Source organism: uncultured Algimonas sp., from assembly GCF_947498175.1.
Taxonomy (GTDB): domain Bacteria; phylum Pseudomonadota; class Alphaproteobacteria; order Caulobacterales; family Maricaulaceae; genus Litorimonas.
This window is the reverse complement of record NZ_CANMJB010000004.1, coordinates 226,816-253,148: the sequence shown is the minus strand read 5'-3', so window position 1 is coordinate 253,148 and position 26,333 is coordinate 226,816. Positions and strand designations below refer to the sequence as shown.

Annotated in this window: 21 protein-coding genes; 9 read left to right on the top strand and 12 right to left on the bottom strand. The window is 63.4% G+C overall.

Features of this window, described 5'->3' with window-relative positions:
• Positions 1–6 precede the first annotated feature (6 nt).
• Genes Q0718_RS08260 through Q0718_RS08245 form a run of 4 tightly spaced genes read right to left on the bottom strand, consistent with a single transcriptional unit; the run spans position 7 to position 6,044 of the window.
• Positions 7–534, bottom strand: a complete 528-nt coding sequence (locus tag Q0718_RS08260) for a hypothetical protein (RefSeq protein ID WP_298916212.1) — start codon at positions 532–534, stop codon at positions 7–9.
• 58 nt (positions 535–592) lie between these two features.
• The gene (locus tag Q0718_RS08255) at positions 593–3,646 is read right to left on the bottom strand and encodes a UPF0182 family protein (protein ID WP_298916210.1); all 3,054 of its coding nucleotides are present in this window, start codon (positions 3,644–3,646) and stop codon (positions 593–595) included.
• Positions 3,643–4,986 carry a DUF2254 domain-containing protein gene (locus tag Q0718_RS08250; protein WP_298916207.1) on the bottom strand — a complete coding sequence of 448 codons (1,344 nt, stop codon included), beginning with the start codon at positions 4,984–4,986 and terminating at the stop codon, positions 3,643–3,645. Before Q0718_RS08250 ends, Q0718_RS08255 begins: the two co-directional genes overlap by 4 nt.
• Positions 4,983–6,044, bottom strand: a complete 1,062-nt coding sequence (locus Q0718_RS08245) for a potassium channel family protein (RefSeq protein ID WP_298916205.1) — start codon at positions 6,042–6,044, stop codon at positions 4,983–4,985. The genes Q0718_RS08250 and Q0718_RS08245 overlap by 4 nt, the downstream gene beginning before the upstream one ends.
• Positions 6,045–6,505: 461 nt before the next feature.
• Between Q0718_RS08245 and Q0718_RS08240 the strand changes: the two genes are divergently transcribed.
• A complete protein-coding gene (locus Q0718_RS08240) occupies positions 6,506–7,852 on the top strand; it encodes an L-serine ammonia-lyase (protein ID WP_298916203.1) in 1,347 nt (448 codons plus the stop codon).
• A 48-nt stretch (positions 7,853–7,900) separates the two neighbouring features.
• On the opposite strand, the gene Q0718_RS08235 is transcribed toward Q0718_RS08240, so the two are convergent.
• Positions 7,901–8,488: a hypothetical protein gene (locus Q0718_RS08235; RefSeq protein ID WP_298916200.1), complete on the bottom strand. Its 588-nt coding sequence runs from the start codon at positions 8,486–8,488 to the stop codon at positions 7,901–7,903.
• 105 nt (positions 8,489–8,593) lie between these two features.
• Here Q0718_RS08235 and Q0718_RS08230 point away from each other — a divergent pair, with 105 nt between their 5' ends.
• From Q0718_RS08230 to Q0718_RS08210, 5 genes are all read left to right on the top strand, one after another.
• Positions 8,594–10,057, top strand: a complete 1,464-nt coding sequence (locus Q0718_RS08230) for a PAS domain-containing protein (RefSeq protein ID WP_298916197.1) — start codon at positions 8,594–8,596, stop codon at positions 10,055–10,057.
• Positions 10,050–10,439 carry a response regulator gene (locus tag Q0718_RS08225; RefSeq protein ID WP_298916194.1) on the top strand — a complete coding sequence of 130 codons (390 nt, stop codon included), beginning with the start codon at positions 10,050–10,052 and terminating at the stop codon, positions 10,437–10,439. Before Q0718_RS08230 ends, Q0718_RS08225 begins: the two co-directional genes overlap by 8 nt.
• Positions 10,440–10,517: 78 nt before the next feature.
• On the top strand, positions 10,518–10,967 hold the full coding sequence (locus Q0718_RS08220; RefSeq protein ID WP_298916191.1) for a response regulator: 450 nt from the start codon (positions 10,518–10,520) through the stop codon (positions 10,965–10,967).
• Between the two features lie 65 nt (positions 10,968–11,032).
• A complete protein-coding gene (locus tag Q0718_RS08215) occupies positions 11,033–11,635 on the top strand; it encodes a YqaA family protein (RefSeq protein WP_298916184.1) in 603 nt (200 codons plus the stop codon).
• Positions 11,636–11,883: 248 nt separating this feature from the next.
• Complete coding sequence (locus Q0718_RS08210) at positions 11,884–12,441, top strand: hypothetical protein (RefSeq protein ID WP_298916182.1); 558 nt, start codon at positions 11,884–11,886, stop codon at positions 12,439–12,441.
• A 73-nt stretch (positions 12,442–12,514) separates the two neighbouring features.
• On the opposite strand, the gene nth is transcribed toward Q0718_RS08210, so the two are convergent.
• The 5 genes from nth to Q0718_RS08185 form a co-directional block, all read right to left on the bottom strand.
• Complete coding sequence (gene nth, locus Q0718_RS08205; RefSeq protein ID WP_298916180.1) at positions 12,515–13,207, bottom strand: endonuclease III; 693 nt, start codon at positions 13,205–13,207, stop codon at positions 12,515–12,517.
• Positions 13,208–13,267: 60 nt separating this feature from the next.
• Positions 13,268–16,414 carry an efflux RND transporter permease subunit gene (locus Q0718_RS08200; RefSeq protein WP_298916177.1) on the bottom strand — a complete coding sequence of 1,049 codons (3,147 nt, stop codon included), beginning with the start codon at positions 16,412–16,414 and terminating at the stop codon, positions 13,268–13,270.
• A 4-nt stretch (positions 16,415–16,418) separates the two neighbouring features.
• Positions 16,419–17,654 carry an efflux RND transporter periplasmic adaptor subunit gene (locus Q0718_RS08195; protein ID WP_298916174.1) on the bottom strand — a complete coding sequence of 412 codons (1,236 nt, stop codon included), beginning with the start codon at positions 17,652–17,654 and terminating at the stop codon, positions 16,419–16,421.
• 114 nt (positions 17,655–17,768) lie between these two features.
• Entirely contained in the window at positions 17,769–19,097 is a 1,329-nt protein-coding gene (locus Q0718_RS08190; protein WP_298916171.1) for an acyl-CoA thioester hydrolase/BAAT C-terminal domain-containing protein, read from the bottom strand.
• 80 nt (positions 19,098–19,177) lie between these two features.
• Complete coding sequence (locus Q0718_RS08185) at positions 19,178–20,014, bottom strand: LytTR family DNA-binding domain-containing protein (RefSeq protein WP_298916168.1); 837 nt, start codon at positions 20,012–20,014, stop codon at positions 19,178–19,180.
• A 236-nt stretch (positions 20,015–20,250) separates the two neighbouring features.
• Here Q0718_RS08185 and Q0718_RS08180 point away from each other — a divergent pair, with 236 nt between their 5' ends.
• Positions 20,251–21,786: an FMN-binding glutamate synthase family protein gene (locus Q0718_RS08180; RefSeq protein ID WP_298916165.1), complete on the top strand. Its 1,536-nt coding sequence runs from the start codon at positions 20,251–20,253 to the stop codon at positions 21,784–21,786.
• A 129-nt stretch (positions 21,787–21,915) separates the two neighbouring features.
• Positions 21,916–22,446 carry a peptide deformylase gene (gene def / locus Q0718_RS08175; RefSeq protein WP_366523852.1) on the top strand — a complete coding sequence of 177 codons (531 nt, stop codon included), beginning with the start codon at positions 21,916–21,918 and terminating at the stop codon, positions 22,444–22,446.
• Positions 22,447–22,673: 227 nt separating this feature from the next.
• Here the strand turns inward: def and Q0718_RS08170 are convergent, their stop codons facing one another.
• Positions 22,674–23,006, bottom strand: coding sequence for a YbaB/EbfC family nucleoid-associated protein (locus Q0718_RS08170; RefSeq protein WP_298916159.1), 333 nt, complete (start codon positions 23,004–23,006; stop codon positions 22,674–22,676).
• Entirely contained in the window at positions 23,003–24,721 is a 1,719-nt protein-coding gene (locus Q0718_RS08165; RefSeq protein WP_298916156.1) for a DNA polymerase III subunit gamma/tau, read from the bottom strand. The genes Q0718_RS08170 and Q0718_RS08165 overlap by 4 nt, the downstream gene beginning before the upstream one ends.
• 75 nt (positions 24,722–24,796) lie before the next feature.
• Between Q0718_RS08165 and Q0718_RS08160 the strand changes: the two genes are divergently transcribed.
• Positions 24,797–26,227 (top strand): cytochrome P450, encoded by a 1,431-nt coding sequence (locus Q0718_RS08160; protein ID WP_298916153.1) that lies wholly within the window; start codon positions 24,797–24,799, stop codon positions 26,225–26,227.
• The last annotated feature ends 106 nt before the right edge of the window (positions 26,228–26,333 follow it).

The following is a 26,333-nucleotide window of genomic DNA, read 5'->3' as shown; positions in this document are numbered from 1 at the left end:
TTTCCTTCAGTCGGACGTGTCGGAGTCGTCGGATTTGCCGTCGCCGTCCGAATATTCGTCGGCGATATCGCTCCAGAAATCGAGGCAGGCGCGCTCGAACCGGACCCCGGCGCGCGCCGCTGCCAGCGCGTATCGCCACTCGGGACGATTGACCAAAAGCTGCTCGATGCGTTCATATTCGGCTTTGCGGGATTCGTGGATGTTCCGTCGGCGCTCGGAAATCTTGACCGGTTCGAACCCGGCCAGCAGCCCTGAAAAATTCAGATGCAGGAAGCCGGGATCGTTGCTCGGCTCGCGCAGCCAGGCGCGCAAGCCGGCCTCGCCCGCAGGCGTCACGGTATAGGTATGGCCTTCTTCACCGTCCCGGTCCTTCTGGGAGTAGAGCAACCCGCCTTCGACGAGGGTGTCGGGCTCGGCGTAGAAAGGCTGCCGGTCCTGATCGAAATAGTTGTTGCTGTCGTGGCGCCGTAGCGCCGAAACGATGATACTGGCCAAGATGACGACGAGGACCACGATCAGAACGATGGTTAGCATATTCCACTCCTTCCGCGACTAGCGCATTGATGTTTCCCCTGCCTTTTGGTTTTCGCTTCTACGGGTCTCCGGATCCGTTCGGTTCTGACTCGTCTGTTTTGGACTCGTCTGTTTTGGAATTGTCTGGTTTGGAATTGTCTGATTTGGACGTTTCGTCCTCGACCGCGTCCGTTCCGGACGGATCCGTTTCAGGTGCCTTCGGATCGGATGTGTCGGAATCGGGTTTCTCAGACCCATCCGAACCAGCCTTGTCTTCAGCCGTCCCTGACTGAGCGGAATTCGGGTCGGGCCGCCCCTCCGGCTGACCGGACGGCGCGTCGCCAGTGTCATCGATCAGGCCCGTCGTCGCCGTATCGGCCGGAGGATCGGCCGGGTCCGTCGCTTCGCCTGTTTCGTCGAAAAGAGCCGATACCGCTTCCTTCAAGGTTTCGCGCATGACGACCCGGTCGCCCAGAACGAGGATGACCTGCTTGAGTTCGGGCACGCTGGAGAGCTGGCTTCCCAGCAATTCCGAGACGCTTGATTTGTCCGCCTGAACGAAGAGCGGCAAGGCGTAGATCAAGGAGTCGCCGACCGGAACCGCGATGAGCCGCCCTCTCGAAACCCTCGACCCGGATTGCATGCGCAACGTCATCCAGGCCGATATGCGTGGGTCCTGATCGATCCTGGCCTGCGCCTGCGCCGGTCCGATCACGGCACTCATCGGCGGGAAAGCATAGGAAACGAGCTTGCCGTAACGATCGCCGTCGCTGCCGCCCACCAGATAGCCGGCCATGATGTTGCGCTGTTCCGGGCTGAAGGGCTGCACGATGGCGAATTCCTCTTCCTCGCGGCCGGGAAAGCGCGTGTGCAGCCAGTAGGGTCGCAGGTCCTTATTGCGTTGCTCGTAGCTTGGCTCGGCCCGTTCGCGTCTCAACGAGATGAAGGCTGCGTCGGGCGGTATCTGCCAAGCGCCCTCGCGGGTATAGAACGCCTCAGGGGAGCGCATATGGTAGTCCGACCAGATGACGGATTGTATGCGGAACAGATCCTGCGGATAGCGGAAATGCGCGCGCAAGGACTGGCTGGCTTCGGAAACCGGACGGAAAGCTTCGGGGAACACATTGCGCCAGACCTGGAGCACCTTGTCGTCCGGATCCATGACATAGAGTTCGATCGTGCCGTCATAGGCATCGACGACGGCTTTCACGCTGCCGCGCATATAGCTTGCGGTCTTCTTCTGTCCCGTCAGGGTCCGGACGAATTCTTCGGGCAGGAATCCCGAATTGTCCTGCTTGGGCTGGAAAACCTGGGTCAGGTCTTTCAGATCGACGCGTTTGGCATAAGGCATCATATCGCTTGTCGTGTAGGCATCGACAATCCATTTGATGCGCCCGTCGACGGCCGCCGGATAGGGGTTGCCATCGACCTGTAGAAAGGGAGCGATCTTCTGAACGCGCGTCCGGACGTCGCGATTGATCAGCACCCGGCTATCGTCATCCAGCAGGGTCGTCAGTGCGAGACGGATGTCCCAGAAGCGGACAGCGAAGAGCAGCCGGTTGATCAACGAGCCGATCGGAACACCCGCCGCACCGTCATAATCATATTCGGCGAAGCCGTACCCTTCGATCGGGTGATCGAGTTCTATCGTGTCGGTCCGGACGATCGAATATTCCGGCGACATCTCCCCGAAATAGAGCCGCGGATTGCGCGCGCTCAACACATCTTCGCCGGCCGTCGGCAGATCGTAAGCCAAGAACTCCGGCGCGCCCGCCTCACTGGCATTCGTGACCGATGCGGCGACAAGCCCGAAGCCGTGCGTGTAGACCAGGTGTTTGGCCTGCCAGCGGCGAGAATGCTCCGGAAGGTTCATGATGTTGAGTTCACGTGCGGCGATCATGACGGGAACGGTCTCGCCGTCGATCACGTAGCGGTCGACATCCACGCTGTGGAAATCGAAATAGGCGCGCAGGGATTGCAGCTCCCGGAAATTTATCCGCAGCGTGTCCGGATCCCAAAGGCGCAGTTTCTCCAACACGGGGCGATATTTCTCGACATATTCCGGACTTGGCTCCGCAATGCCCGGCGTGTTGAGCCGTTCGACCTCGTCGAGACCGAAACCGTACCGCGTGAAGATGAGGTGGTCTTCGATATAGGGGCGCTCGCGCTCCATTTCCTGCGGCTCGACGATGATGAGCTGGAACAGGTTCGGATAGAAGCGGACGACGGACAGGCCGATCAGGAAAAGCCAGATGAATGCCGCGGTCGGCAATATCCAGCCCGGTTTGTGGACGTTGAGCTGGAACAGCACGAACCCGAGTATGACCCCACCGGCAACGAATTTGTAAGCCAGAAGACTGGCGTTGGAGTCGGTGAAACCGAGACCGGTGATGATGCCGCGCTCCGAATAGCTGAGCAGATGAAGCTCCAGCAGCAGCCCCCAGCCGATGAGCGCCATCAGGCAGAACAGGATGGCGGAAATGTGCAGATTGACCTGGACCGGCAGCATCGCATGCGGCGCCTGCGGTCTGATGCCGCCGAAGATGTAACTGGTCAGCAAGGTCAGCAACAGGATCACCAGCGTGCCCATGAACAGCCAGTGATTGATCAGCACATGCAGGGACAGTTCGAACATGAAATAGCTGAGATCGCGGTCGAACTGTGGATCGGTACGGCCCCATTCCACACGCTCAGACCATAGAATGTAAGTTTCCCAGTGCGGGTAGGCTTCCAGCCCGAAGACGAGACCGCATATCAGCGCGATCGTGATGATGACCGGCCGCGTATGCGGCGCGATGGCGCGGCGCCATCTATCCACGCGCTTTTCGTCCGATGAGATGATCCTGTCGGTCCGCGCCAGCTTCTGGGCGAGGATCATGTTGGTCGCGACCAGGAAGCTCATCAACAGGAAGGGGATCATCCCCATCCAGATCTTCGTCTTGACGATCGTCAGGAAGACATCGAGATAGCCGACGCTGTCATACCACATGACATCGGTGTAGAAACGCGCCGAGAAGATCACAGCGAGCAGGAATGCCGAGATCCCGACGATCCAGTAAAGCAGCGTCGTCGTGATGCCGCCGACCATGAAGTACAGCAAGCCGCGCACGGCGAGTGTCGGGCGCCAGCTCATGCGAACCTCGGCGGCTTGCCGGCCAGCGCGATCTCGACGTCATCGGCCGCGCGGTCCAGTTTCTCGAGGTCCACCTTTTCCTCGATCGCACGGTCGGTTGCGCGCATGACGAGGGCCAGTTGCTTGGCGACGTCTTCGCGTTGATCCTCGCTATTGACCGCGGCCCGGCCGACATTGCTCAGCATCTCGCAAAGCCGCAGCATGACAGTGACATCGTTCGGACAGGTGTGCCGAAGCGGCGTCACAACCATGTCGAGATAGTCGGGAAAGGAGCGCCTCGGCACAGCGATGCGCAACGTCTCCGCGTCGTCACGGTGCAGTTCGTTGCCGAGCCGGTGCTTGCAGAGCTGGACCAGCACGACCTCGGACGCGCGGATCGAGGCGCAAGCCGTCGTCGGGTCGTTGATCGCCGTCGAAACGGCGCGCAAGGCGATATCGACCAGTTGGGTCAGGCCGAAGCCGACATCGGCTTGCAGGCTGCGCTCCCGTCCCAACTGCAGCGCCTTGAGCACCTTGGGTTGGATTTCGGTATCGATGTCGGGAAGGTCTGCGTCCGGATCGCACGTCCACACCCACGCGATCGCCGTATCCGCGACAGCCTGGTCGCCCAGTTCACGGACGAACCGAATGACCATGTCGTGTTCCTGCGCGAACGGCACGATGAGATCGGCATCGATGCGCTGGATGATGTCGGACTGGCTCGCGTGCAGCGGCACTGCATGCGAAGGGATTTCCGGCAGTTCGGGCCGGGGATCGGAATCCGTCAGCTCGTCGTAATTGCCGCGGATGGCCGACACGGTTTTGTGTTGCAGATCGTTCAGGATCTTCTCGACCCGCATCGCATGGATGATGTGATGAATGAAGTAGACGAAGGCGCCGACGCTCAGCAGCGACAGGGCGAAGGCGATGGTGACGGCGAACTGGGGAACGAAGTCCTCGCTGGCATGGATCTTGCGAAGGACTGCGAGGCTATAGACGAAGGTCAGGATGAAGATCGCGAGCGTAAGCTGCGTGGAGCGGTCGCGAATGAACTGGCGCGGAACGCGCGGGGAGTATTGTGACGCAGCGACCTGCAGCGCCACGATCGTCACGGAGAAAACGAAGGTGGCCACCGTCACCGAGGTCGATGCCACGGTCTGGACGAGGTCGCGTGCACCGACCGGCCCGCCCGTGGTCAGCAGTCCGCCGAGCGTTTTCGGGATCGTCCAGTCCAGCTTGGTCATGCTGGCGGCGAGAAACAGTCCGATGAAGATGGCCAATGTCGGAAAGGCCCAGACCGCGCGGCGCCAATACATCCGCAAGCGGCCCAATCGGGCGGAGAGGTTGATCCGAAAACTCATTGCGGACCGGCTTTCGTCTGCAGGCTCTGCGGACGGTCCTTGGGGCCTTGGCTCAACCAGGCCAGCAGGCGCGACGAACGGTGAGGACGGAGGTTTTCCTCATATCCAAGGTCGAAACGGACGGCATCCACGAAACGCGACATCGCCACAGCCTGGGGCAGCCATTCGCGATACCGGTCATAGAGCGTGTCGTCATTCCTGTCCGGCGTGCAGGCTTTCCTTCCCGCAAGCGTGCTGCATTGGGTCGTGAAACGTTCGACCCATCTATTCTTGATCTTGGCGTGGCCCCTGCAGGCCATCTCGAACGAAGAGCGGGATACGGGCCTCAGGACGGCTTCCGCATGCACGGGAACATATCCGTCTTCGAGATCCTCGATCAGTTCGGCCAAGGCGCGGTTCAGCGCGACAAGTGCCGGGCTATGACGCATGCCCGCATCGTCCGGAAGGCAGTGGGCCAGACCTCCGGCGATATCCTGCAACGCCGTCAGGATATAGGGAAGCCCCTGAGCGCGTCGGCGCGGTCGGTAGAAATAGACGATCGGAAAACGTTGGAGCCCCTGGTTCAGGGCGACGACGTTTTCATGAAGACGCTCCAGCCAACGTTCCAGCTGGCGGCTTCCGTCACCTTCCATATAGGCGGCGATCGTCGATAGGGGACGGCCATCGTCGCCCAGCCGATGATGCAGCTCGGCAACCAGGCGGTTCGTGCTCAGAATGCTGCGGTGCACGTTCAGGAAATAGGTAATCGAAAAGGTTAGTATGACGGCGCCGAGCAAGGCTTCCAACGCGACGGTGACGGAATAGGCCATGTTGGACGGGCTGATCTCGACGAAGCCTATGGTCGATAGCGTCACCCAGCTCAGGCGGAAGGCGGTCGGCAGGCTGGGTTGCGATCCCCCGCCCGAAATGAGGTCGCCAAACGACATCCCGCCGAAATAGACGAGAGCGAAACCGGTCACGAGCCCGATCAGCCACAAGGCGATGATCAAGGGGATCATCAAGGGAGCGGCAACACTCAGCGCCGCTTGCGCGACCGGATAGGGAAGCAGACGCGTCACGTGCCGCCAACACCACCACGTCATCCTGTAAATTCGCGTCGAGAAAATGCTGCGCCCATTGGCGTCCAAGACTGTGAGAAACACATCCAACAGCGTCAGAGCCAATATCAATATGCCAACGGAGGAAGCTAACATTTGGTTAACGCTGGGGCTAACCGGTTAATTATTTTTTAACCTTTAGAGTTAACATAGCATTAACGTAAAAATTAAAATTACTGTTTTACAAAGCCCTGCCGATTTAATGCGGAAATATAACATTCTTGAAATCTAGGTATTTGAATTTGCGGCAATCGAATTCCAAAGGCCGGTCATCTCATTCGTGCCCTTTCGCACCCGATATCCCTCTTTGATGTTGGCCGTCCAAAGTCACGGCGATCATGCCTCTAGCGGCTCCGAAAGACGGGCAGGCATCACGCAAAGGCTTGCCTTTTGATCGGGGCCGCGCCAACTGCTGACGCACCGTGCTGTCCGTACTCGACATCTTCCGCATCGGCGTCGGTCCGTCATCCTCCCATACGGTGGGACCTATGCGTGTGGCGGTGCGTTACCGCAAACGCCTGCAGGCCAAGGGGCTGGACCCGGACCGGATCGAGATGGTCTTCCGTGGTTCTCTCGCTTTTACCGGCGAAGGCCACGGCACGTTCCGGGCCGCCAAGCTCGGCCTGCTGGGATTCGAGCCGGAAACCATCGACATGGCGGAAGCCGAAGCGGCGCTGACACGCCTGAACAAGGACGACGCTCTGCCTTGCGGAACGCAGGTCGGTATAACGATCGACTATGAGACGCCGACCCGGCTGCATCCGAACGAGATGGTCATGATCGCCTGGCACGGCGACGAGACGCTGGATCGACGCACCTATTATTCCACCGGCGGCGGCTTCATCGCGAGCCATGCGCAGCTGTCCAAGCCCGCACCTGACGATCTGGTCGGAATGGGCGATGCCAGCCCGAACCCGTTCGGTTCGGCGGAGGAATTGCTCGGCATTTGCGCGCGCACGAGCCTCTCGGTCGCCGACGTCATCCTGACAAACGAAGATGCCAAGCGTCCGCGCACTGATACGCTCGACCAGCTGGACGGTATCGCCGCCGTGATGATGGAGAGCGTGGACCGGGGCTTGCGGGCGGACGGGTTGCTGCCCGGTTCGCTGAAGGTCAAACGCCGCGCGCACGGACTTTGGAAGAAACTGAACAACGCTCCGCCCAACGAACGCGAAGCTCTGTTCGATTGGCTCAACGTCTATGCCATGGCGGTCAATGAGGAGAACGCGGCCGGCGGGCAGGTCGTCACCGCCCCGACCAACGGCGCGGCCGGAATCATCCCGGCCATCATCCGCCATTACTGCCATGACGAAGATGGCACGTTGCAGGTCGGGCAGACGCGCCGCTTCCTACTGACGGCGGGCGGGATCGGGTTGCTCTACAAGCAGCGCGCCTCGATTTCAGGCGCGGAAATGGGCTGCCAGGGCGAGGTCGGAGTGGCCTGCTCCATGGCAGCGGGCGGGTTGTGCGCGATCTGGGGCGGCAGCCCCGAACAGGTCGCTTCTGCCGCCGAGATCGGCATGGAGCACAATCTCGGCCTGACTTGCGATCCGGTTGGCGGGCTGGTCCAGATTCCCTGCATCGAGCGCAACGCCATCGGCGCCGTCAAGGCCGCCAATGCGGCGCGCTTGGCGCTCCACGCGCCGGGCCAGATGATCGTCAGCCTGGATGCCGTGATCGAGACCATGCGCCAGACCGGACTCGATATGAGCAGCAAGTACAAGGAAACCAGCCAGGGCGGCTTGGCCGTCAACGTCATCGAATGCTGATTTCGGGCGGCTGCAGTCCGCCGCACCCGCAGCTTGGCCGCAACCCGTTTAATCGAGCACGTTGACCAGACGTTCGAAGCCGCCTGTTTGCGTTGAAATGAGCGTCAGCGCAGTTAGTGGGAAGCGGCGTTGACGCGTCGTGTCGTTGTGGTTCGTCCATTTGCAGATGGCGCGGTTGGCATCGCGATTGATGGCAACGACATCCATGGTCGGTCCGCCTGAGCGCAGGCGAATCTTGGCCCCGGTCTTGATGCGGTCGGGATGAACGAGCGAGGACTGCAGCGACAGCATCCGCACCGGCGCCTTGCGTTCCATCAACATGTTTTCGTCGCTGAACCAGAGGCATGAGGCGATCGGGCCGAAAGCCCCCTGCTGGATCGATTCCACGGTCATGACGGGTCCGCCCTGATCCGTCGTCACCACATGCCCGGAGACGATACGAGGCCGATCCGGCGTGTGTCTGTTGAGTTCCGTCATGTTTCCCCCCCGCTTGCGGATGCAAGCCCAAGGACAGACCAAAATCTTCGGTCGTTTTTTGCCGATCCTCAACTTCATACATAAAATTTTAATATAGATAAAAGCAAGAGGTTTGTGCACAAGCGAATGGCCGACTTGCCCCACACAGGTCGGCATCAAGCACCCGCTCCCCGTCTTCGGGAAGCGGGTGCTTCCTTGCCGGCGGGTTGTTTAACTCAAATTTAACCGTAAGAGTTTTAGCGCTCGGAGCTGCTGGGGAGCCATATGCCGGAAATATACAAGACGATCCTGGACACGCATCCGGATCTGATCTGCCGGTTCGATCCGGACAAGACCTTTGTGTTCGCCAATCGGGCCGCCGCGAATTTCTTCCGCACCGAGCGGGAGATATTGATCGGATCGAGTTTGAGCGAACGCGTGCCGCCCGAGCAGCAGGCGGACGTCATCGGCCGGCTGGACCGTTTGAACGAAGACGTTCCGACCGGCACCTCCATCCAAGAGGTCAGGCGCGAGAACGGTTCGATCGTCATTTTATGGACCAATATCGCGATTTACGATTCCGGCGAGCTGGTCGCCTACCAATCGGTCGGCCGTGACATCACCCTGCAAAACCGGATGCGTCGCCAGCTCAAGACCCGGACGCAGGACTTGCACAATGTGCAAGTCGAGTTACGCGCCGTCTTGGATGCCGTGCCCGCTTTGATCTACTACAAGGACGACAAGAACAACATCCTGCGCGTCAACAAGGCGGCCGCCGACTCCTTGAACATGCCGGTCGAAGATGTCGAAGGCCGCAATACGGCCGAGCTTTTCGGCGATGCTGCAGAGGCCTATTATCAAGACGATCTGGAAGTGTTCCGGTCCGGCAAACCCCTGCGCGGCCGGATCGAACCCTATACGCCCCAGGAGGGGGAACAGGGATGGATCCAGACCGACAAGATCCCGATCGCCGACGGGCCGGACGGGCCGCGGATCCTGGCTGTCGCGACCGACATCACCGAATTCAAGGAGCAGGAGGCCCTGCTGAAATCGATCAACAAGAACCTTGACGATTTCGCCTCGCTCACCTCGCACGACCTGCAGGCACCGTTGCGCAAGATCGGTATTTCAGCGGAACTGATGCAGATGGAACTGGCCGAGAACCTGCCTGATGGTGCGCAGCCCTATTTCGACGACATCGCCAAAGGCGTCGAGCGGATGCGGACGCTGATCAAGAGCTTCCTGAAGTTCATGCGTGCCTCCCCGGCCGGCGTGGAGCTCGAAACCATCGATCTCACCGCCTTGCTGGAACGCGTTGCCGACGACGAAAGCGAATTCCTGGAAGATGCGGGTGGAACGATCCACCTGCCGGACACGCCGATATTCGTGCGCGGCGATGATGCGCTGCTCGGACAGGTCTTCGCCAATCTGATCGGCAATGCCATCAAGTACCGGCATGCGGACCGCCCGGTCCGCATCGACATCACGGCCGGAAGCGACAATCAGTTCTGGGTCGTCGACGTCGACGATAACGGCCAAGGCATCGATCCCAATTTTTCGCAGGACGTGTTCGACCTGTTCGGACGGGCCAAGCCACATACCGGTATCGAAGGGTCCGGCGTCGGGCTGGCCCTATGCCGCCGCATCGTCACCTTGCACGGCGGATCGATCGATCTCATACCCACCGAAGGCGCTGGAAGCCGTTTCCGCGTCAAACTCTACCGCGCAAGGAGGCCGGCCGATGGATAAGGTTCTCATCGTCGACGACAGCGAATTCGACCGCAAGATGATCAAGAAGGCGATCACGTCCAAACGATCGGACATTGCCTTTGCCGAACTGCAGACGGGACAGTCCGTTTCCGACATCATCCTGCAGGAAGAGCCCAGGCTCGCCATTCTCGATATCCGGATGCCCGGCATGGACGGATTCCAGGTGCTCGACATGATCCGCGCCGATCCGAAGACGGCCGGTTTGCCGGTACTCATGATATCGGGATCGGAACAGCCCGAAGACCGAGCCATCTCGACGGCCAAGGGCGCGGACGGGTACTATGTCAAGCCGCCCTCGGCGGCCGCGTATTTCAATCTAGGACGGGAGATCTACGAGCAATATCTCTGTTGCTCCATTTGAAATAAAAGTAGATCAATCTTGCGTTCGCAAATGCCATTATTTAGGTAGCCGTGTGAATCGAGACACCCCCATCCCGACATGAATTGCGCCTCGCCCGTTTTCAATGTCCTGCTGATCGACGACGATGCCCACGAACTCGAAATCGTGCAACGCGTTCTCACCGTGCTGACCGAAGCGCCGTTCGCCGTCGATCATGTCGTGAGGGTCAGCGAAGCGGTCAAACTGCTCAACGATCACGACTATGATCTGGTGTTGCTGGACAACCGTCTGTCGGACCGCATCTCCGCACAATTTTCCGCTCCCTTCGTCACCTCGGCCTTCAGCCGGGCGACGGTCGCGATCATCTCCAGCGACATCGACGTTCCCTATCTGGAAACGCCCGAGCAGCTGGGCGTGGATCATATCGTGGACAAAAAGGACATGATCGTCTTCCTGCGCGATCAGGTGGAACGCAATATCCGCACGGTCCTGCATCCGGTCAAGACCTTCACCCGGCGGGAGAACAGCGCCGCTGGACAGGCGGGTTAGCCATCGCGGACTCGCCGCGATTGGGGCTTTACCTCGCCATGATCCTGCGTCACTAGCCCGCTCCCATGAAGGGCCGTCTCGCATTCCTGGAACGTTGGTATGAAGGCGTGAAAGTCGCCGCGCGCCATCCCAATGCGGAGCGCACCTTCGCCGGCATATGTTTCATCGAAAGCTCGGTCTTCCCGATTCCGCCCGACGTCATGCTGATCCCCATGGTGCAGGCCGCGCCCGAGCGGGCTTGGCGCCTGGCGACGATCGCGACGGTGTTCTCCGTATTGGGCGGCATGTTCGGCTATGTGCTCGGCCTGCTCCTGTTCGACGCGCTGGCGCTGCCCGTTCTGGAGAGCCTCGGCAAGGCGGAGGCCGTGACGGAATTCTCGACCCGGGTGGAGACCTACGGCGCGCTGGCCGTGTTCGGCGCCGGGCTGACCCCGTTCCCCTACAAGGTCATCACCATCATGAGCGGCGCGCTGAAGATCAACTTCGCCGTTTTCATGGCCGCGTCCGTCCTGTCGCGCGGCTTGCGGTTCTTCCTCGTCGCCTGGGTCGTCAAGACCTTCGGCGCGCGTGCCGAAGCGATCATGAAGGAGCATTTCGGCTGGTTCACTGTCGGCCTGTTCGTCCTACTGGCCGCAGCCTATTGGGGCTACACGGCCTTGATGCACTGAGCGGAGCCATCATCCGTTTCCGGCCAGACCTAAACCATACCCGAGGATGGACACTGTGATCATCGATAGGGCGGACGGTCGATGTCGCAAAGCTGTCATACGGGTCGGCGACATAACTATAGTTAAAACTTATATATGTTATATTCAGATTGTCCTTCCTCTCGGACGGTTCCTGCATAAATAGCGTCCGAAGATTGCGCGGTGCCGCTGCGCAATTCCTGTCAACGTGCATAATAAGGATCGATCTGATGAAATCCAAAGTACAATTCGCCCTCGTCGGCGCTGCCACCCTTGGACTGGCCGCTTGCGCCAGTGTCGCGCATTCCGACACGGTCCGCTATGCCGACCCGATCACCGTGCAGGACGTGCTCGACGCCCAGCAGGAATGGGGCGAAGGCATCGTCGCGATCTCCAAGGTCCACACCGACCGCGGAGACTACAAGACCCGCGCGACCCAGCACATCAACGACCTCTACGCTTACGGCATGACGGACGTGATGTTCAAGCCGACTTTGGCGGCGGACGACCAGTTCCGCGAAGATTTCGACCAAGCGCTCTCCTATTTCATCGGCCGTCCCGGCACGGAAGACAATGGCTTCGCCATCAGCGGCTGGACCGATGTGCGTTGGGAAAACGACGCCATCTACACGGATAGCGATTCCGCCGTGGCGATGGGCAACTACTATTTCGACAAGGCCGATGGCTCCGAAACCAAGGTGGAGTACACCTTCCACTATGTCCGCGACGAGGATGGCGACCTGGTCATCAACCTGCATCACTCCTCGCTGCCCTACTCACCGACCTGATCGGACCCACATCCCTCGTGCAGGTCCCTCCCCCTGCCCTGCACACGAACCCCCGGCCTGGCCGGGGGTTTTTTCATGGCCTGACGACGGCCGGATCCGTCTTGGCTGGATAGCGGCAGAAAGGGCGGATCGGGCAGTCCGGACAAAGCGGCGTGCGGCTGCGGCAGACGCGCTTGCCGAACTGCAGCAGCCAGAAATGCGCGTCCGGCTTGGCCCACTCCGGCGCGCGGTCGTCCAGAGATGCAGCGACCTGCGCTTCGGTCTTGCCCATTGCCAGCCCGCTGCGCTGGCAGACGCGCCGGATATGCGTATCGACTGCGATATGGGGCCGGCCGAAAGCGAAGTGGGCGATCAGATCGGCGCATTTGCGGCCGATGCCGTGCAATTCCAGCAAGCCGTCGCGCGTGTCCGGCACGATCCCGTCATGCTCGACCAGCAACTGTTCGCAGAACCGGCGGATGTTGCCGGCCTTGCGGTTGTACAGCCCGGCCGGGCGGATGGCGTCGACGATCTCTTCGTTGCTCAGGGCGAGCATGTCTTGCGGCGTCCTCGCCAGCTGGAACAAGGCCTGCGTCGCCTTGGCCGTGTTCCGGTCGAGCGATTGCGCCGACAGCATGCACGATATGCAGGAGCGGAACGGGTCGCGTGACTGTTTCGGGCCGCGCGCCCGGACGGAATCGCCGGGCATGTGATCGCGCAGGATGCGGAGCGACGCCTCCACATGATCGGGCGGCATCAAGGCGGACGCGGGCAAGGTCTTCGGCATGAACGAAGAACGCGCCGCGCCCCGGAATGGATGCGCGGCGCGGCATTCGGTCCGGGTCGACTACTCGGCTGGCGCGAGCGCCTCTCGCGGCGGCACGTCCGGATCGAGGCTTTCGGAGAACCGCGCCGACTCGCGGCCCTTGAACAGATAGGCCCCATAGCGGCGTATATCCGCACCGATGCCGTAGAGTGCCGGCACGAAGAACAGGGTCACGAACAGGGCGAAAAAGACGCCGAAGGCCAGGCTGATCCCGATCGGGATCAGCCATTGCGCCTGCAGCGAACGCTCGGTCAGCAGGGGGAGCAAGCCGACGAAGGTCGTCAGCGAGGTCAGCAGGATCGGACGGAAGCGGCGCGTGCCGGCTTCGACCAGCGCCTGCGCGCCGTCCATGCCTCTGGCCCTGAGTTTGTGGACGTAGTCCAGCAGGACCAGATTGTCGTTCACCGCCACTCCGGCCGCCGCGAACATGCCCAGCAGCGACAATAGAGACATGGTGTAGCCCATGACCAGATGGCCGATGATCATCCCGCAATAGCAGAACGGGATCGCCGCCAGCAGGATCAGGATCGGTTCCGAATAGGACTGGAACGACACGGCGACGAGGAAGTAGGCGATACCGATGGCGATCAGGAACAGGATCAGCAATTCCTGTTGCATCTCGGCTTCGTCCTGCGACCGGCCGATGTCGCCGCGCGTGACTTCGGGATAGGTCTCCTCGAACGTCTCGAAGAAATCCTCGTCGAGCGCCTTACGGATTTCCGCGATGCGCTCTTCCTCCACTTCGGCCGAGACGATCACGGCGCGCTGGCGCTCGCGGCGCAGGATCCGGTTGGTGCCCGGCTCGAACCGCAGGGACGCCACCGCTTCCAGCGGCACTTCGCGCCCGTCCAGGGTACGGATGCGGATGCCGTTCAAGAAGTCGAGCGATTCCCGGTCGGCGCGCGGATAGCGCACATAGACGCGCACGTCCTCGCCGTCGCGCGGCAGGCGCTGGACTTCCTCGCCGAAGAAACCCTGCCGGATCTGGCGCGAGACGTCCGCCGTCGTGACCCCCAGCGCTTCCGCACCCGGTTTCAGGTCGAACTGCACTTCCTCGGTCGCGCTTTCCATGTCGTTGACCACATTGAACACGCCGTCATAGCTGCGCAGCTGCGCCATCAGGTCGTCGGCGGCCTCGTTAAGATCCTCGAAGGATTTCGCGTTCAGCACATACTGGACCGCCGGTCCGTTATTGTTGCTGCCGTAGGAGACGGAGATGGTCTCCGCATCCGGCACGTCGCCGATCAGTTCGCGGAAGCGGTCGGCCGCCTCGCTGATCTCCATGGCGCGGTCTTCCGGCGGCACCAGCTTGACCAGCGCCAGCACTTGGTTGTCGCGCGACCGCGTGTACCAGTTCTCGATCAGTTCGCCGTCGGTCGCGGCGATCTCCTCGACCAGCGTCTTCTCCGCGATCTGGATCTGTTCCAGCACTTCGAGCGTGCGCGCATAGGGCGTGCCTTCGGGCAGCTGCACCGTGATGTCGATCTGGTCCGATTCGCCCTGCGGGAAGAAGACCGACTTGACCAAACCGTTGGTCACCACGCCGACGCACAATATCATGATGCCCAGGAAAACCGCTGCCGTCAGGTAGCGCCGTCGCAGCGCGCCCGTCATGAACGGACGGTAGACGCGTTCGGCCACGAAGGTCAGGCTGTCGGCGATCTTGCGCTGGACCCTCGTGATCGGGTTTTTCGGATCGACCGGCTTCAGATGCGCCAGGTGCGCGGGCAGGATCAGCAGCGACTCGATCAAGGAGAAGAACAGCGCCAGGATCACGACCAGGGAGATGGCGCGGGTGAATTCGCTCGTCCCGCCCGACAGATACATCCAGGGCGCGAAGAAGATCATCGTCGTCAGCACGGCGAAGATGACCGGTTTGACCACCATCATCGTTCCGCTGACGGCCGCGTCCAGATCGGTCTCGCCTTCTTCGGTCTTGAAATGGATCGCCTCGCCGACGATGATCGCATCGTCCACGATGACGCCGATCACCAGCAGGAAGGCGAAGGTCGAAATCATGTTCAGCGACACGCCGAATAGCGGCAGCAGGGCCAGCCCGCCGAGGAAGGCCGTCGCGATCCCGATCGACACCCACAGCGCGATCTTGGGCCGCAGGAACAGCATCAGCGTCAGGCAGACCAGCAGCAGGCCGAAGAAGAAGTTGGATGCGATGGAGTTGATTCGCCCGGAATAATCGTCCGCCGCATCGTTCCACACCGTCATCGCGATGCCGTCCGGCAGATCGTCGGCCACGCCGTCGAGATAGTCCTTCACATTGTCGGACATTTTCAGGATGTCCATGTTCGGCCCGTTCATGATCTGGACCAGGATGGTGCGTTCGCCGTTGACGGTCGCCAGCAGGTCCACCTCCTCGAAGCCGTCGATCACGGTCGCCACGTCGCGCACGCGGATGACCGCGCCGCCCGGTTCCTGCCGCACGATGATATCCTCGAAATCCGCTTGGCTGTCGGCTTGGTTGCGGGTGCGCAACTGGACGGACCCGACTTCGGTCCGGACCCGCCCGGACGAGCTGTTCACAGAGGTGCCGCGCACCGCGGCCGCCACGTCGCCCAGCGTCAGACCGTATTTGCGCAGAGCCTCTTCGGAGACTTCGATCGACACCTCCTCGCCCCGCACGCCGAATAGATCGACCGATGGGACGAACCCCAGCAGGGCGACCTCGCGGCGGGTCTTCTCGGCGAACCGTTTCAATTCGCGCTCTGACACGTCGGCATCGCCCGTCACGGCGATTCGGATCATTTCGTTCTGGTTGCGGAAGATGTTGACCTGCGGCTCTTCGGCTGCGGGCGGGAAATTGCTGATGCCGTCCACGGCGCGCTTGACGTCGGCCATGAGGCGCGTCTCGTCCACGCCGTTCTTGCCGACGACCGTCACCGAGCCGCCGCCTTCGCCGGCGAAGGACCACATGCGGTTGACGCCGTCCACGGCGGACAGCGCTTCCTCCATACGCACGACGATCTGTTCCTCGACATCCTGCGGCGAGGCCCCCGGCCAGCTGACCTGGGTCCAGGCGCCCGGAAATTCGACATAGGGTTCCAGCTCGCGGTCGATGGTGAAAAAGCTGACCAGACCGCCGATCAGGCAGATGATCATGAGCAGGTTCGCGGCGACCGGATTGGACGCCCACCAGCGGATGATGGATTTCATGACCCTATGCCCCCGCCGTCGTTTGCGCCGGATCCACGACCTCGACCTTCATGCCGTCCGCGGCGCCGCGGATGGGCGACACGACCACGTTTTCACCCGCCGATACGCCTGACTTCAAGACGGCCCGGTCCCGGTCGGACGATTGCACCTCGACCTCCCGGATGGCCAACGTGCCGTCCGCATTGGCGACATAGATTTCGCCCGTCCCGCGAAGGGCCGCGCGCGGCACCGTCACCACGTCGTCCAGCGTCGGCCCGGCGATGGCCGCATCCACGAACAGGCCCGGCGCCAGCGGCGGCCGGCCTTCGGCGAAGGCGTCGCGCACTTCCACATAGGCATGCAGCACGCGTGATTGGCTGTCGAAGCGCGCATCGGTGCGTGTGATGCGCCCGGTCCATTCCGTGCGCCGCCCGGCCACATCCGTGGACAGGGTCACGGGAATCCCCGTGCGCATATCGGCGGCATAGCCGAGATAGAGCCCGGCCTGGCGCAGATCGGACTGCGTCAGCGGCAGGCGCACATCCATGATGTCGGTGGCGTAGACGCGGCCCAGCGATCCGTTCGGGCCGACGAACTCCCCGGCGTCGACCTGGCGTTCGGTCACGCGTCCGTCGAAGGGCGCGTGGATCTGCGTGCGCGACAATTGCAGCTCGGCCTCGGCCAGCTGTGCCTTGGCGGATTCCAGCTGCGCGGCCGCTTCGGCCATTTGCGGCTGGCGCAGGGTCAACGGCGTCGCGGCCTGACCCGAGCCGAGATCCTCCCAATCCATGCGGGCCAGATCGGCTTCGGACCGCTCGCGCGCCAGCACGGTCTCGGCCTGCGAGACGTTGGCCTTGGCCTGAGTCACGCGCAGCCGGTATTCGGCCGGATCGATCCGCACCAGCAGGTCGCCGCGGCGGAATTGCCCGCCTTCGAGAAAGTCCGGCGACATGTAGGTGATGCGGCCCGGGACTTGCGCGACGAGGGCGATTTCGGTGCGCGGCTGGACCTCGCCTTGCGTCGTGACGCTGAGCTGCACCGTCCCGGCCTCGGCCAGCGCGGTCAGCACGGGCAGCGCCTTGATCGGATCATCCGTTTCTTCGGGTTCGGGGGCCAGCGCGCTCATCGCCACCGTCGCCCCGACCGCGCCGCCGATCACGATCAGCGGCAGCATCACCGCCAATATGCGGTGGGTCAGCAATCTGCGCTTTCGCGGGGCCTGGCGGCGCCCTGTTCCGGTCTCGGCCTCAAAGTCGTCCATGACGGTCTCCCTCACCGGCTGGCACGCCGGTCTTAACGCAGTATAACCTTATCCATATCGTTTTTCAATAATGTTTTATCGAAAGACGTATGAAAACTGCGTTAAGGGAAACCTTTATGTCCGACAGTCGTCGCGCCGAGCGTGACGGCGCACGAAATCAAGACTGGCCGGAAAGCTTTCCAGCCGTGCGGCCAGATTGGCCGGCGATGTCCGCACCAAGGGCGTCCCGCCGACGCCGTGCCCGCCCTCCGGATAGAGATAGCTTTCGGTTTCGAGACCGGCTGAATCGCGCTGTCGCTCAATCGCGCGCGCCATTCGTCCGGATGCCCAGGTCGTGTCCTGACCGCCGCCGATGACGAGGACGGGTTCGTCGATCGCTTCGACGCGGATCCGGGCCGCCGCGACACGATCGGGGTTGGCCGCGCGCCCCTCTTCATGCGCCTGTGTCATGGTGTAGGGATCGGACCGGTCCAGCGCCCGGCCCATTTCCTCGTAGGGCACGAACGGCAACGCCTCGCCGCGCCAGGAGAAGCCGGACGTCTCGCCCGGCGTCGTGCCCGGACCCCAGCCTTCCCAGACGACGTCCGTGGGCACGTCCGCGACGATGGCGCAAAACCCGCCGCCCGCACTGTCGTCGGGGATCAGCGACCCGGCCAGCAGGGCATATTCAGCTCCCTTCGATCCGCCCCACAGCAGAATACGGTCCGGATCCACGCCCGGCTGCTGGCGCAGCATGGCGACGGCCCGTTCCAGATAGTCCACGGGCAGTTCGGCGAAGGCGCGACGCAGCTCTGGGAACTGCGGCGTCGCTCCGAACCAAGCCGGTGAATAATAGGGCAGGCCCAGCGCCGCATAGCCTTCGGCCGCCAGAGCGGGTGCGGTCGCGCGGGATCCGCGGTCTCCGCCTTCCGACCCGCCGAGCACCACGATGGCGGGTTGCGCGCCTCCGGCATCGCGCCGCCGCAGGAGATAGGCCCCCGGAAAATCGGGCCCGAGCGTCGTTTCGACCAGCCCGTCCGGATCGGGGCCGAGACCGACCGTGCGTTCCAGAACCGGGTTGCCCGCAGCGTCCAGCAGCCGGAACCTCATCTCGCCCATTCCCAGATCGTCCAGCACTTCGTCGTTGAAATAGGCCATGGCCCGGATGGGCTCGTAGACGCTGGCTGAGGTTTCGCCGTCCGGCACGGCGCGCGACGTGTCCAGTCTGCCCGAAGCATCCGCGCGGTAGCTCAGCCGGGACCGCTCGGTCGCGTCCGCGTCCCAGAAGGACCGGCGTTCCGTGACCAGCCCGTAGGACGCACCCGGCGAAAGACCCGTCGCGACCAGGGACGGCGGTTCGGACCAGACCAGCCGGTCCGCCACATGAAGCTGCGGCCCGACCGGCCCCGTCGCGCAAGCTGTCAGAACAAGGGCGGACCCTATCAGGCATGGATGACGTTTCATGCCGGTCCCGCTAGCGTGCCGGCCCGCCGCATCCGCGAAAATCCATGAACCGACAGGTTTCGACCGCCAATCGACAGGTCTCAAAGGGCGCGGCCGCGAAACCGGCCCGCACCCGCCCGGCTCGTCGTGACGGACCGGCCGGACGGCAGGTGCAAGGTCAACCGGCCATTGCCCCCGCTTTCGACGGATAGCACGGCGTCCGTCCGGACGATGTGAGAGCGGTGCACCCGCAGAAAACCCTCGGTGGGCAAGTCCGCTTCGAACCGGTCCAGCGACGCGGAGGAGAGATAGGTGCCGTTGCGCGTGGCGACTTCCGTATAGTCGCCCGCCCCGGACAGAAGCAGGATGTCGGACAATGCCACAGGCCGGATCGCTTTGCCGTCCTTGACGAAAACGGTGCGCGTCGCCGGAACGGACGCGTCTGGCACATCCCGGGACAGGCGCTCGCGCAGGGCCGTCAGTTCCCGCCGGTAATGAGCGGCATAGGCATAGCCAGCGATGACCGCATAGAGCGTCACGCCCTGGAAGGACTGCCAGGTCAGCGCGACACCCAGCAAAGGCCGTCCGACGATGCCGCCGCTGGCCCATCCGGATTGCAGACCGTAACCCACCTGGATGCCGATATACCAGAGCACCGCGAAACAGAGCGCCAGGCCGACATGCAGGCAGAGCTGGACCGCGGGATGCGCCCCGATCAAGCGCCGTTCGATCAAGATCGCAATCGGCCAAGACAGAAACGCCGCTGGCAGCGTGTTGATGAGGGCGCGTTGCAGCGCGCTCCAGACATCGCCGTCGCCGAACAGCGCGAAGATCGCGGCATAGGCCAGCATCATCGCCGCCCAACCCGCCAAGGCCAACCGGGCCGCACCTCCATGGCCGGCGCGTGTCGCGGGGACAGGATCGGTCAAGACCGTCATGCGGCTTCCATAGGACAAGGATGCGCCGCTGGCATGGAGTTTTTGCGGGCCCGCACCTCATGACGCAGGCCGAACCGACGGCGATCGGGACGATGAATGACGTCTCGTCGGATGGCCGTTCGAAAACCGTGGCCTCGAAGCTTGGACCGGGATGATGTCGCTCGGCCCCGCAATGGCCGATCCCGCGTCAATCGGCGCGTCTTGCAACCGACCGCCCCGGCGCGCATAGCGCTGTCATGGACGCTTTCGCCGATTTCGCCGCACACGGTCTTGAACTGCTCGGCTCGCTCTTCCTGTTCGCGATCGGCCTGCTGGTGCTGGGGGCGCTTGGCCTGTTCGTCTACGACAAGACGCAGACGCGCAACACGATCTGGCGCAACTATCCGGTCATCGGTCACTTCCGGAACCTGTTCGAAACGCTGGGCGAATTCTTCCGGCAATATTTCTTTGCGATGGACCGCGAAGAGCTGCCCTTCAACCGGGCCGAACGCGACTGGGTCAAGCATGTGTGCGAACATGGCAAGGACGTGGTTCCGTTCGGATCGACCAAGAACTATGCGCCCGGATCACCCATCTTCGCCAACGGGCTGTTCCCCAAATTCGACGAAGACGACCGGATCACGCCGCCCTTCGTCATCGGGCCGGACACGGCCCACCCTTACCAGCCGACGAGCTTCTTCAACATCAGCGCGATGAGCTACGGTTCGCTCTCCGCCCCGGCCATCCGGGCCCTGTCCCACGGGGCGCAGATGGCGGGATGCTATCTCAACACCGGCGAGGGCGGCGTCTCGCCCTACCATCTCGAAGGCGGGTGCGACGTCGTCTACCAGCTCGGCACGGCCAAGTTCGGCGCGCGGAACCCGGACGCGACGCTAAACGAGGTCAAGCTCGCCGAGATCTGCGAGAACCCGAACGTCAAGATGATCGAGATCAAGCTGTCCCAAGGCGCCAAGCCCGGCAAGGGCGGCATCCTGCCGGCCGCCAAGGTGACCGAAGAGATCGCGCAGATCCGCGGCATCCCGGCCGGCGTCTCGGCCCTGTCGCCCAACCGCCACGTCGATGCGGGCGACGCGAACGAATTGCTGGACCTGATCGCGCAGGTCCGCCGCGTGTCCGGCCGGCCGGCCGGCATCAAGTTCTGCATGGGCCAGGTCGGACCGGTCCAGCAGCTGCTCGACACGATCCTGGCGCGCGGACCGGAGTCCGCGCCCGACTACATCGCGCTGGACAGTGGCGACGGCGGCACCGGGGCCGCGCCCATGCCTCTAATCGACAGCACCGGCATGCTGATCGAGGACAGCCTGCCGCTGCTGCACGACATGCTGGTCGCGGCCGGACTGCGCGACCGGATCAAGATCATCGCCTCGGGCAAGCTCATCACCTCGGCGGACGTGGCCTGGGCCTTCTGCGTCGGGGCGGACATGGTCAATAACGGCCGGGGCTTCATGTTCGCCCTGGGCTGCATCCAGGCGCTGAAATGCGACAAGAACACCTGCCCGACTGGGATCACCACGCACAATCCGCGCCTGCAGGCCGGGCTGGATCCCTCCAACAAGGCCGTGCGTGTGCGCAATTACGTCAAGACGCTGAACCAGGAGGTCGAGATGATCGCCCATGCCTGCGGCGTGGACTGCCCGCGCGATCTGACCCGCGATCACTTGCTCGTGATGCAGGCATCGGGCCGCACGCGCCCCTTCGCCAAGAGCTGGAGTCCGGACCGCTATCTGTCCGACAAGACGGCCAAGGAACGCGCGAGGGACAGGACCAATTGATCTACGCCCGGCATCGATTGCCGGGGCCATGTCTCTGCCGCCTTCACAAGACGAAGTCCGTCCCCCCGCAGACGGGTGGGTGAAGTGCCTCGCTTGACCCTCCCCACCGCGCCCCCTATCTTCGGATCCATGGCCAAGCCCGGTAAAATCCGCCCGATCCTGACGGTGCCCGATCCGCGTCTGAAGACCGTCAGCGAGCCCGTCGCGACGGTTACGGACGACACGCGCGCCTTGATGGACGACATGCTGGCGACCATGTACGCTGCGCCGGGCATCGGCCTGGCCGCGATCCAGATCGGCGTGCCGCAACGCGTCATCGTCATGGACCTGGCCGGCGAGGGCGAAGACCCGCAGCCGAAATATTTCGTCAATCCGGAAATCCTCGATCCAGCGGACGAGACCCTCCCCTACCAGGAAGGCTGCCTGTCCGTTCCCGATATCTACGACGATGTCGAACGGCCGCAGAGCTGCCGGGTCACCTATCTCGACTATGACGGCAAGCGCGTCACGGAGGACTGCGAAGGCCTCTACGCCGTCTGCATCCAGCACGAGATGGACCATCTCGAAGGCATCGTCTTCCTCGACCACCTGTCGCGCCTGAAGCGCGAGCGGGCGATCAAGAAGGTGATGAAGGCCGAGAAGCTGAAGGCCAGCGCCTAGGGCCGGACCGGCCCGCGCCTCCACGGGCGTGACGGCGCCGACGAAGATCGGAAGCCAGAAAAGAAAAGCGGTCATTCGGGTCATGGGGATTAAGATACCCCGGTTCCCCGCCACGAGGATCCAATTGGCGATTTATTTCGGGGTTTCTTGAATCGTCCCGGAATTCCAAGGATGTATGCCGATCGGCTGAAGTGCGCGAGACCGGCATTGCCGAGGATGGATCGGATCTAGAACGGCATCTTCATGCCGGGCGGGAGCGGGATGTCGCCCATGGCGGACTTCATCGTCTCCGCCGCCGCCTGGTCGAGCTTGACCTTGGCGTCCTGGAAGGCCGCGACGATCAGGTCTTCGAGCATTTCGCGGTCCTCGTCCGCCGCACTGCCCAGCAGCGAGGGGTCGAGCGTGAGCGTCTTCATGTTGCCGCCGCCCGCCAGCGTGATCGTGACCAGCCCGCCGCCCGACCGGCCCGTGGCTTCGAGGTCGCCCACTTCGGCTTGGGCGGCCTGCATCTTGGCTTGCATGTCCTTGGCCTGTTTCATCAGGCCCATCAGGTCTTTCATCGCTCTTCCTCGCTCTTGAAGTTGCCGGCGATTACATTGGGAGCGCGGTCCCTGATCTCAAGCAGCTTGGCGTCTTTGAGCAGCGGATGGTCGAAGGCCGGATGGGACCGGTCCTGAGCGGCCTGCTCCGCCTTGGCGGTGCGGCGCCGTTCGGCCAGCGGCGGTGCGCCGGGTGCTTCGACCGGGCTGACCAGCCACGGCTTTCCCGTCAGTTCCTGCAGGGAACGCACCATCTTGCCGACGAGGCCGTTGTGTCGGGCCTCGGTGATATGGACCTCCGCCTGCCCGTCGGCGAAGCTCACCACGCTGACATAGCGTTCCAGATCGGAGCGCAGGCGCAGATCGTCGATCTGGCCGACATAGTCCTCGAACGTGTCCAGCCGCAGCGTCGGCGCGGCGGGCGCGACCGGCTTCGGCGCGGTCATGGCGACAGATCGGGCTGACGACGTCTGGATCGGCGCGGGCGCCGGCGCGGCGGCTTTCGGCGCATCCAGCGTAATGATTGGCAGCCCCTCCCCGCCTTCGGCTTCTAGCTTCTGCGCCTGCTCGATGATCTGCGCGGCGAGTTCCGGCGGCGGCATCTGTCCGGCCAGCGCCAGTTTCAGCAGCGCCATCTCGGCGGCGGCCAGCGGCACCGGGGCCTGGCGCACTTCGCCATGCGCGCCCATCAGGATCTGCCAGGCGCGGGTCAGCTGCCCGGTCGTGAAGCGCTCGCCCAGCCCGCGCAGACGCTCGACCTGGTCCGGCGCGAAGTCGAAGGCCGCGTCCTGCCCCAGCGTCTGCGCGCGGGAGACTTCGTGGCAGATGTCGAGCAGGTCGCCCATCACGACGTCGGGCGCCGCGCCGTCGTCATATTGCGCGCGCATCGCCGTGAGCGCGGCTTTGGCGTCTCCGCCCATGGCGTGTTCGAACAGGTCGATCAGACGCACCCGGTCGGCCAGACCCAGCATGGTGCGGACCTGCTCGGCCGTGACCTCCTCGCCCGACAGGCCGCTCTGCACGATGGCCTGATCGAGCAGCGACAGCCCGTCGCGCACCGAGCCTTCGGCCGCGCGCGCGATCAGGGCGAGCCCGTCGTCCGACACCTGGATGCCTTCCTGTTCCGCGATGCTTTTCAGATGTTTGGCGAGTTCGTCCGCCTCGACCCGGCGCAGGTCGAAACGCTGGCAGCGCGACAGCACCGTGATCGGCACCTTGCGGATCTCGGTCGTGGCGAAGATGAACTTGGCGTGGTCCGGCGGCTCTTCGAGCGTCTTCAGCAGGGCGTTGAACGCGCCCGCGCTGAGCATGTGGACCTCGTCGATGATGTAGACCTTGTAGCGCGCATCGGCGGGCGCGTAGCGCACCCCGTCCAGCAGCTCTCGCATATTGTCCACGCCCGTCCGCGACGCCGCGTCCATCTCCAGCACGTCCATGTGCGTCGAGGCCATGATCGCGGCGCAATGGCGTCCCGGCTTGTCCAGTTCGACCGACGGATGATCGACCGCGTCCGTCTCGTAGTTCAGCGCCCTTGCCAGCAACCGCGCCGTCGTCGTCTTGCCGATCCCGCGCACGCCCGTCAGCATGAAGGCATGGGCGATGCGCCCCGTCTTGAACGCATTGCGCAAGGTCGTGACCATCGCATCCTGCCCGATCATGTCCTCGAAGGTGGACGGGCGGTATTTGCGGGCGAGGACCTGGTAGGTTTCGTTCGTCTGAGCGGGAGCGTCGGCCATTGGCGGCGACTATATGCAGGCCCGGTGCACTTGGAAAGCGACGCGGGGCGATTGCACACAGCCGAAGGGAGGCGCATGACCCCCGACATGGGACAGACCCGCCACGACTACCGCTTCCGCCCCGAACCGCGCTGGGACGACGGGCGCTTCGTTCCACCCGTGCCTCGACCCATAAAGATCGACATCGCCAGCTGGGACCGGATCGACTGGATCCGCTACATGCTGGCGGCGTCGCGCAATCCGATCCACGGACAGACGAACCTGTCCATCGCGGATTTCGACCAGGTCGCGCGCGGGCTGGGCCGGACCTTCTTCACGCCGAGCCATCCCGACACGCTGCGCGAAACCTTCGTCACCAAGGCGGACGCGCTACGGCTGTCCGGCATCCGCAACGCCATCCTGAAGCCCGTCCTGCGAAACGGATTGCTGACGTCGGAGGGCGACCGCTGGCGGCACGACCGGCGCGCGCTGGCCCCGGTCTTCACGCCCCGCAACGTGAACGGTTTCGCCCAGGGCATGGCGCGCACCACGCAGGCGCAGCTCGACCGGCTGATGGGCGACGACCGCGTGGCGTTCGACCAGGTCTGCGTGGACCTGACCTACCAAGTCCTGTCGGACGTGCTGTTTTCCGGCGAGCTGGAAGGCGGGCGGCAAGCGAGCTTGCGCGACATCGACCGTTTCCTGTCCTCCATGGGCCGGCCCGACCCCTTCGACCTGACCGCCATTCCGGCCTGGGTGCCGCGCCTCACACGCCTCGGCAAGATGGGCATCGTCAAACGCCTGCGCCGCAATATCGGTCAGCTGGGCGAAGCGCGCCGGGACCGCATCGAAGCGGGCGAAACCGTGCCGGACGACCTGCTCACGCTGATGCTGACGGCGACGGACGGCGAGGCGATGAGCGAGGCCCTGCTGGTCGATCAGCTCATCACCTTCATCGCCGCCGGGCACGAGACCACGTCGCGCGCCCTGACCTGGCTGTTCTACCTGTTGTCGCAGGACGACGCCGCCCGCGCGCGGCTGGAGGCCGAAGCGGACGGGCTCGACACGGACGGCCCCGCGCAGGACTGGCCGGACGCGCTGCCCTACACCGGTTCCTGCATCGACGAGGCCATGCGCCTCTACCCGCCCGCGCCGTTCCTGTCGCGCGAACTGAACCGCGACGAAACGCTGGGCGGCAAAGCCCTGCCCGAAGGCACAATCGTGTTCGGCAATCTCTGGACCGTTCACCGCCACCGCAAGCTGTGGGAGCACCCGGATGCCTTCATGCCCGACCGCTTCCTTCCGGGCGCGCGGGACGCCATCGACCGCTTCCAGTATCTGCCCTTCGGGCTCGGACCGCGCGTCTGCATCGGATCGCGGTTCGCCAAGATGGAAGCCGTCATCCTGACCGCCCTGATCGCGCGGCGATACCGCCTGCATCTGGAAGGCGACCACCCGTGGCCGCTGGCGCGCGTCACGGTCCGAACGGAAACGCCGCTGACGATGCGAGTGGAGCGGCGGAAATGAGAACGCCGCCGCCTCTCGATGTTGCCTGACGATAACTGGCGGTGGATCGATCTGAACGAATCCGGATTCGCGACGTTCAGACTGGCAGACCCGATGGAAACCCCCA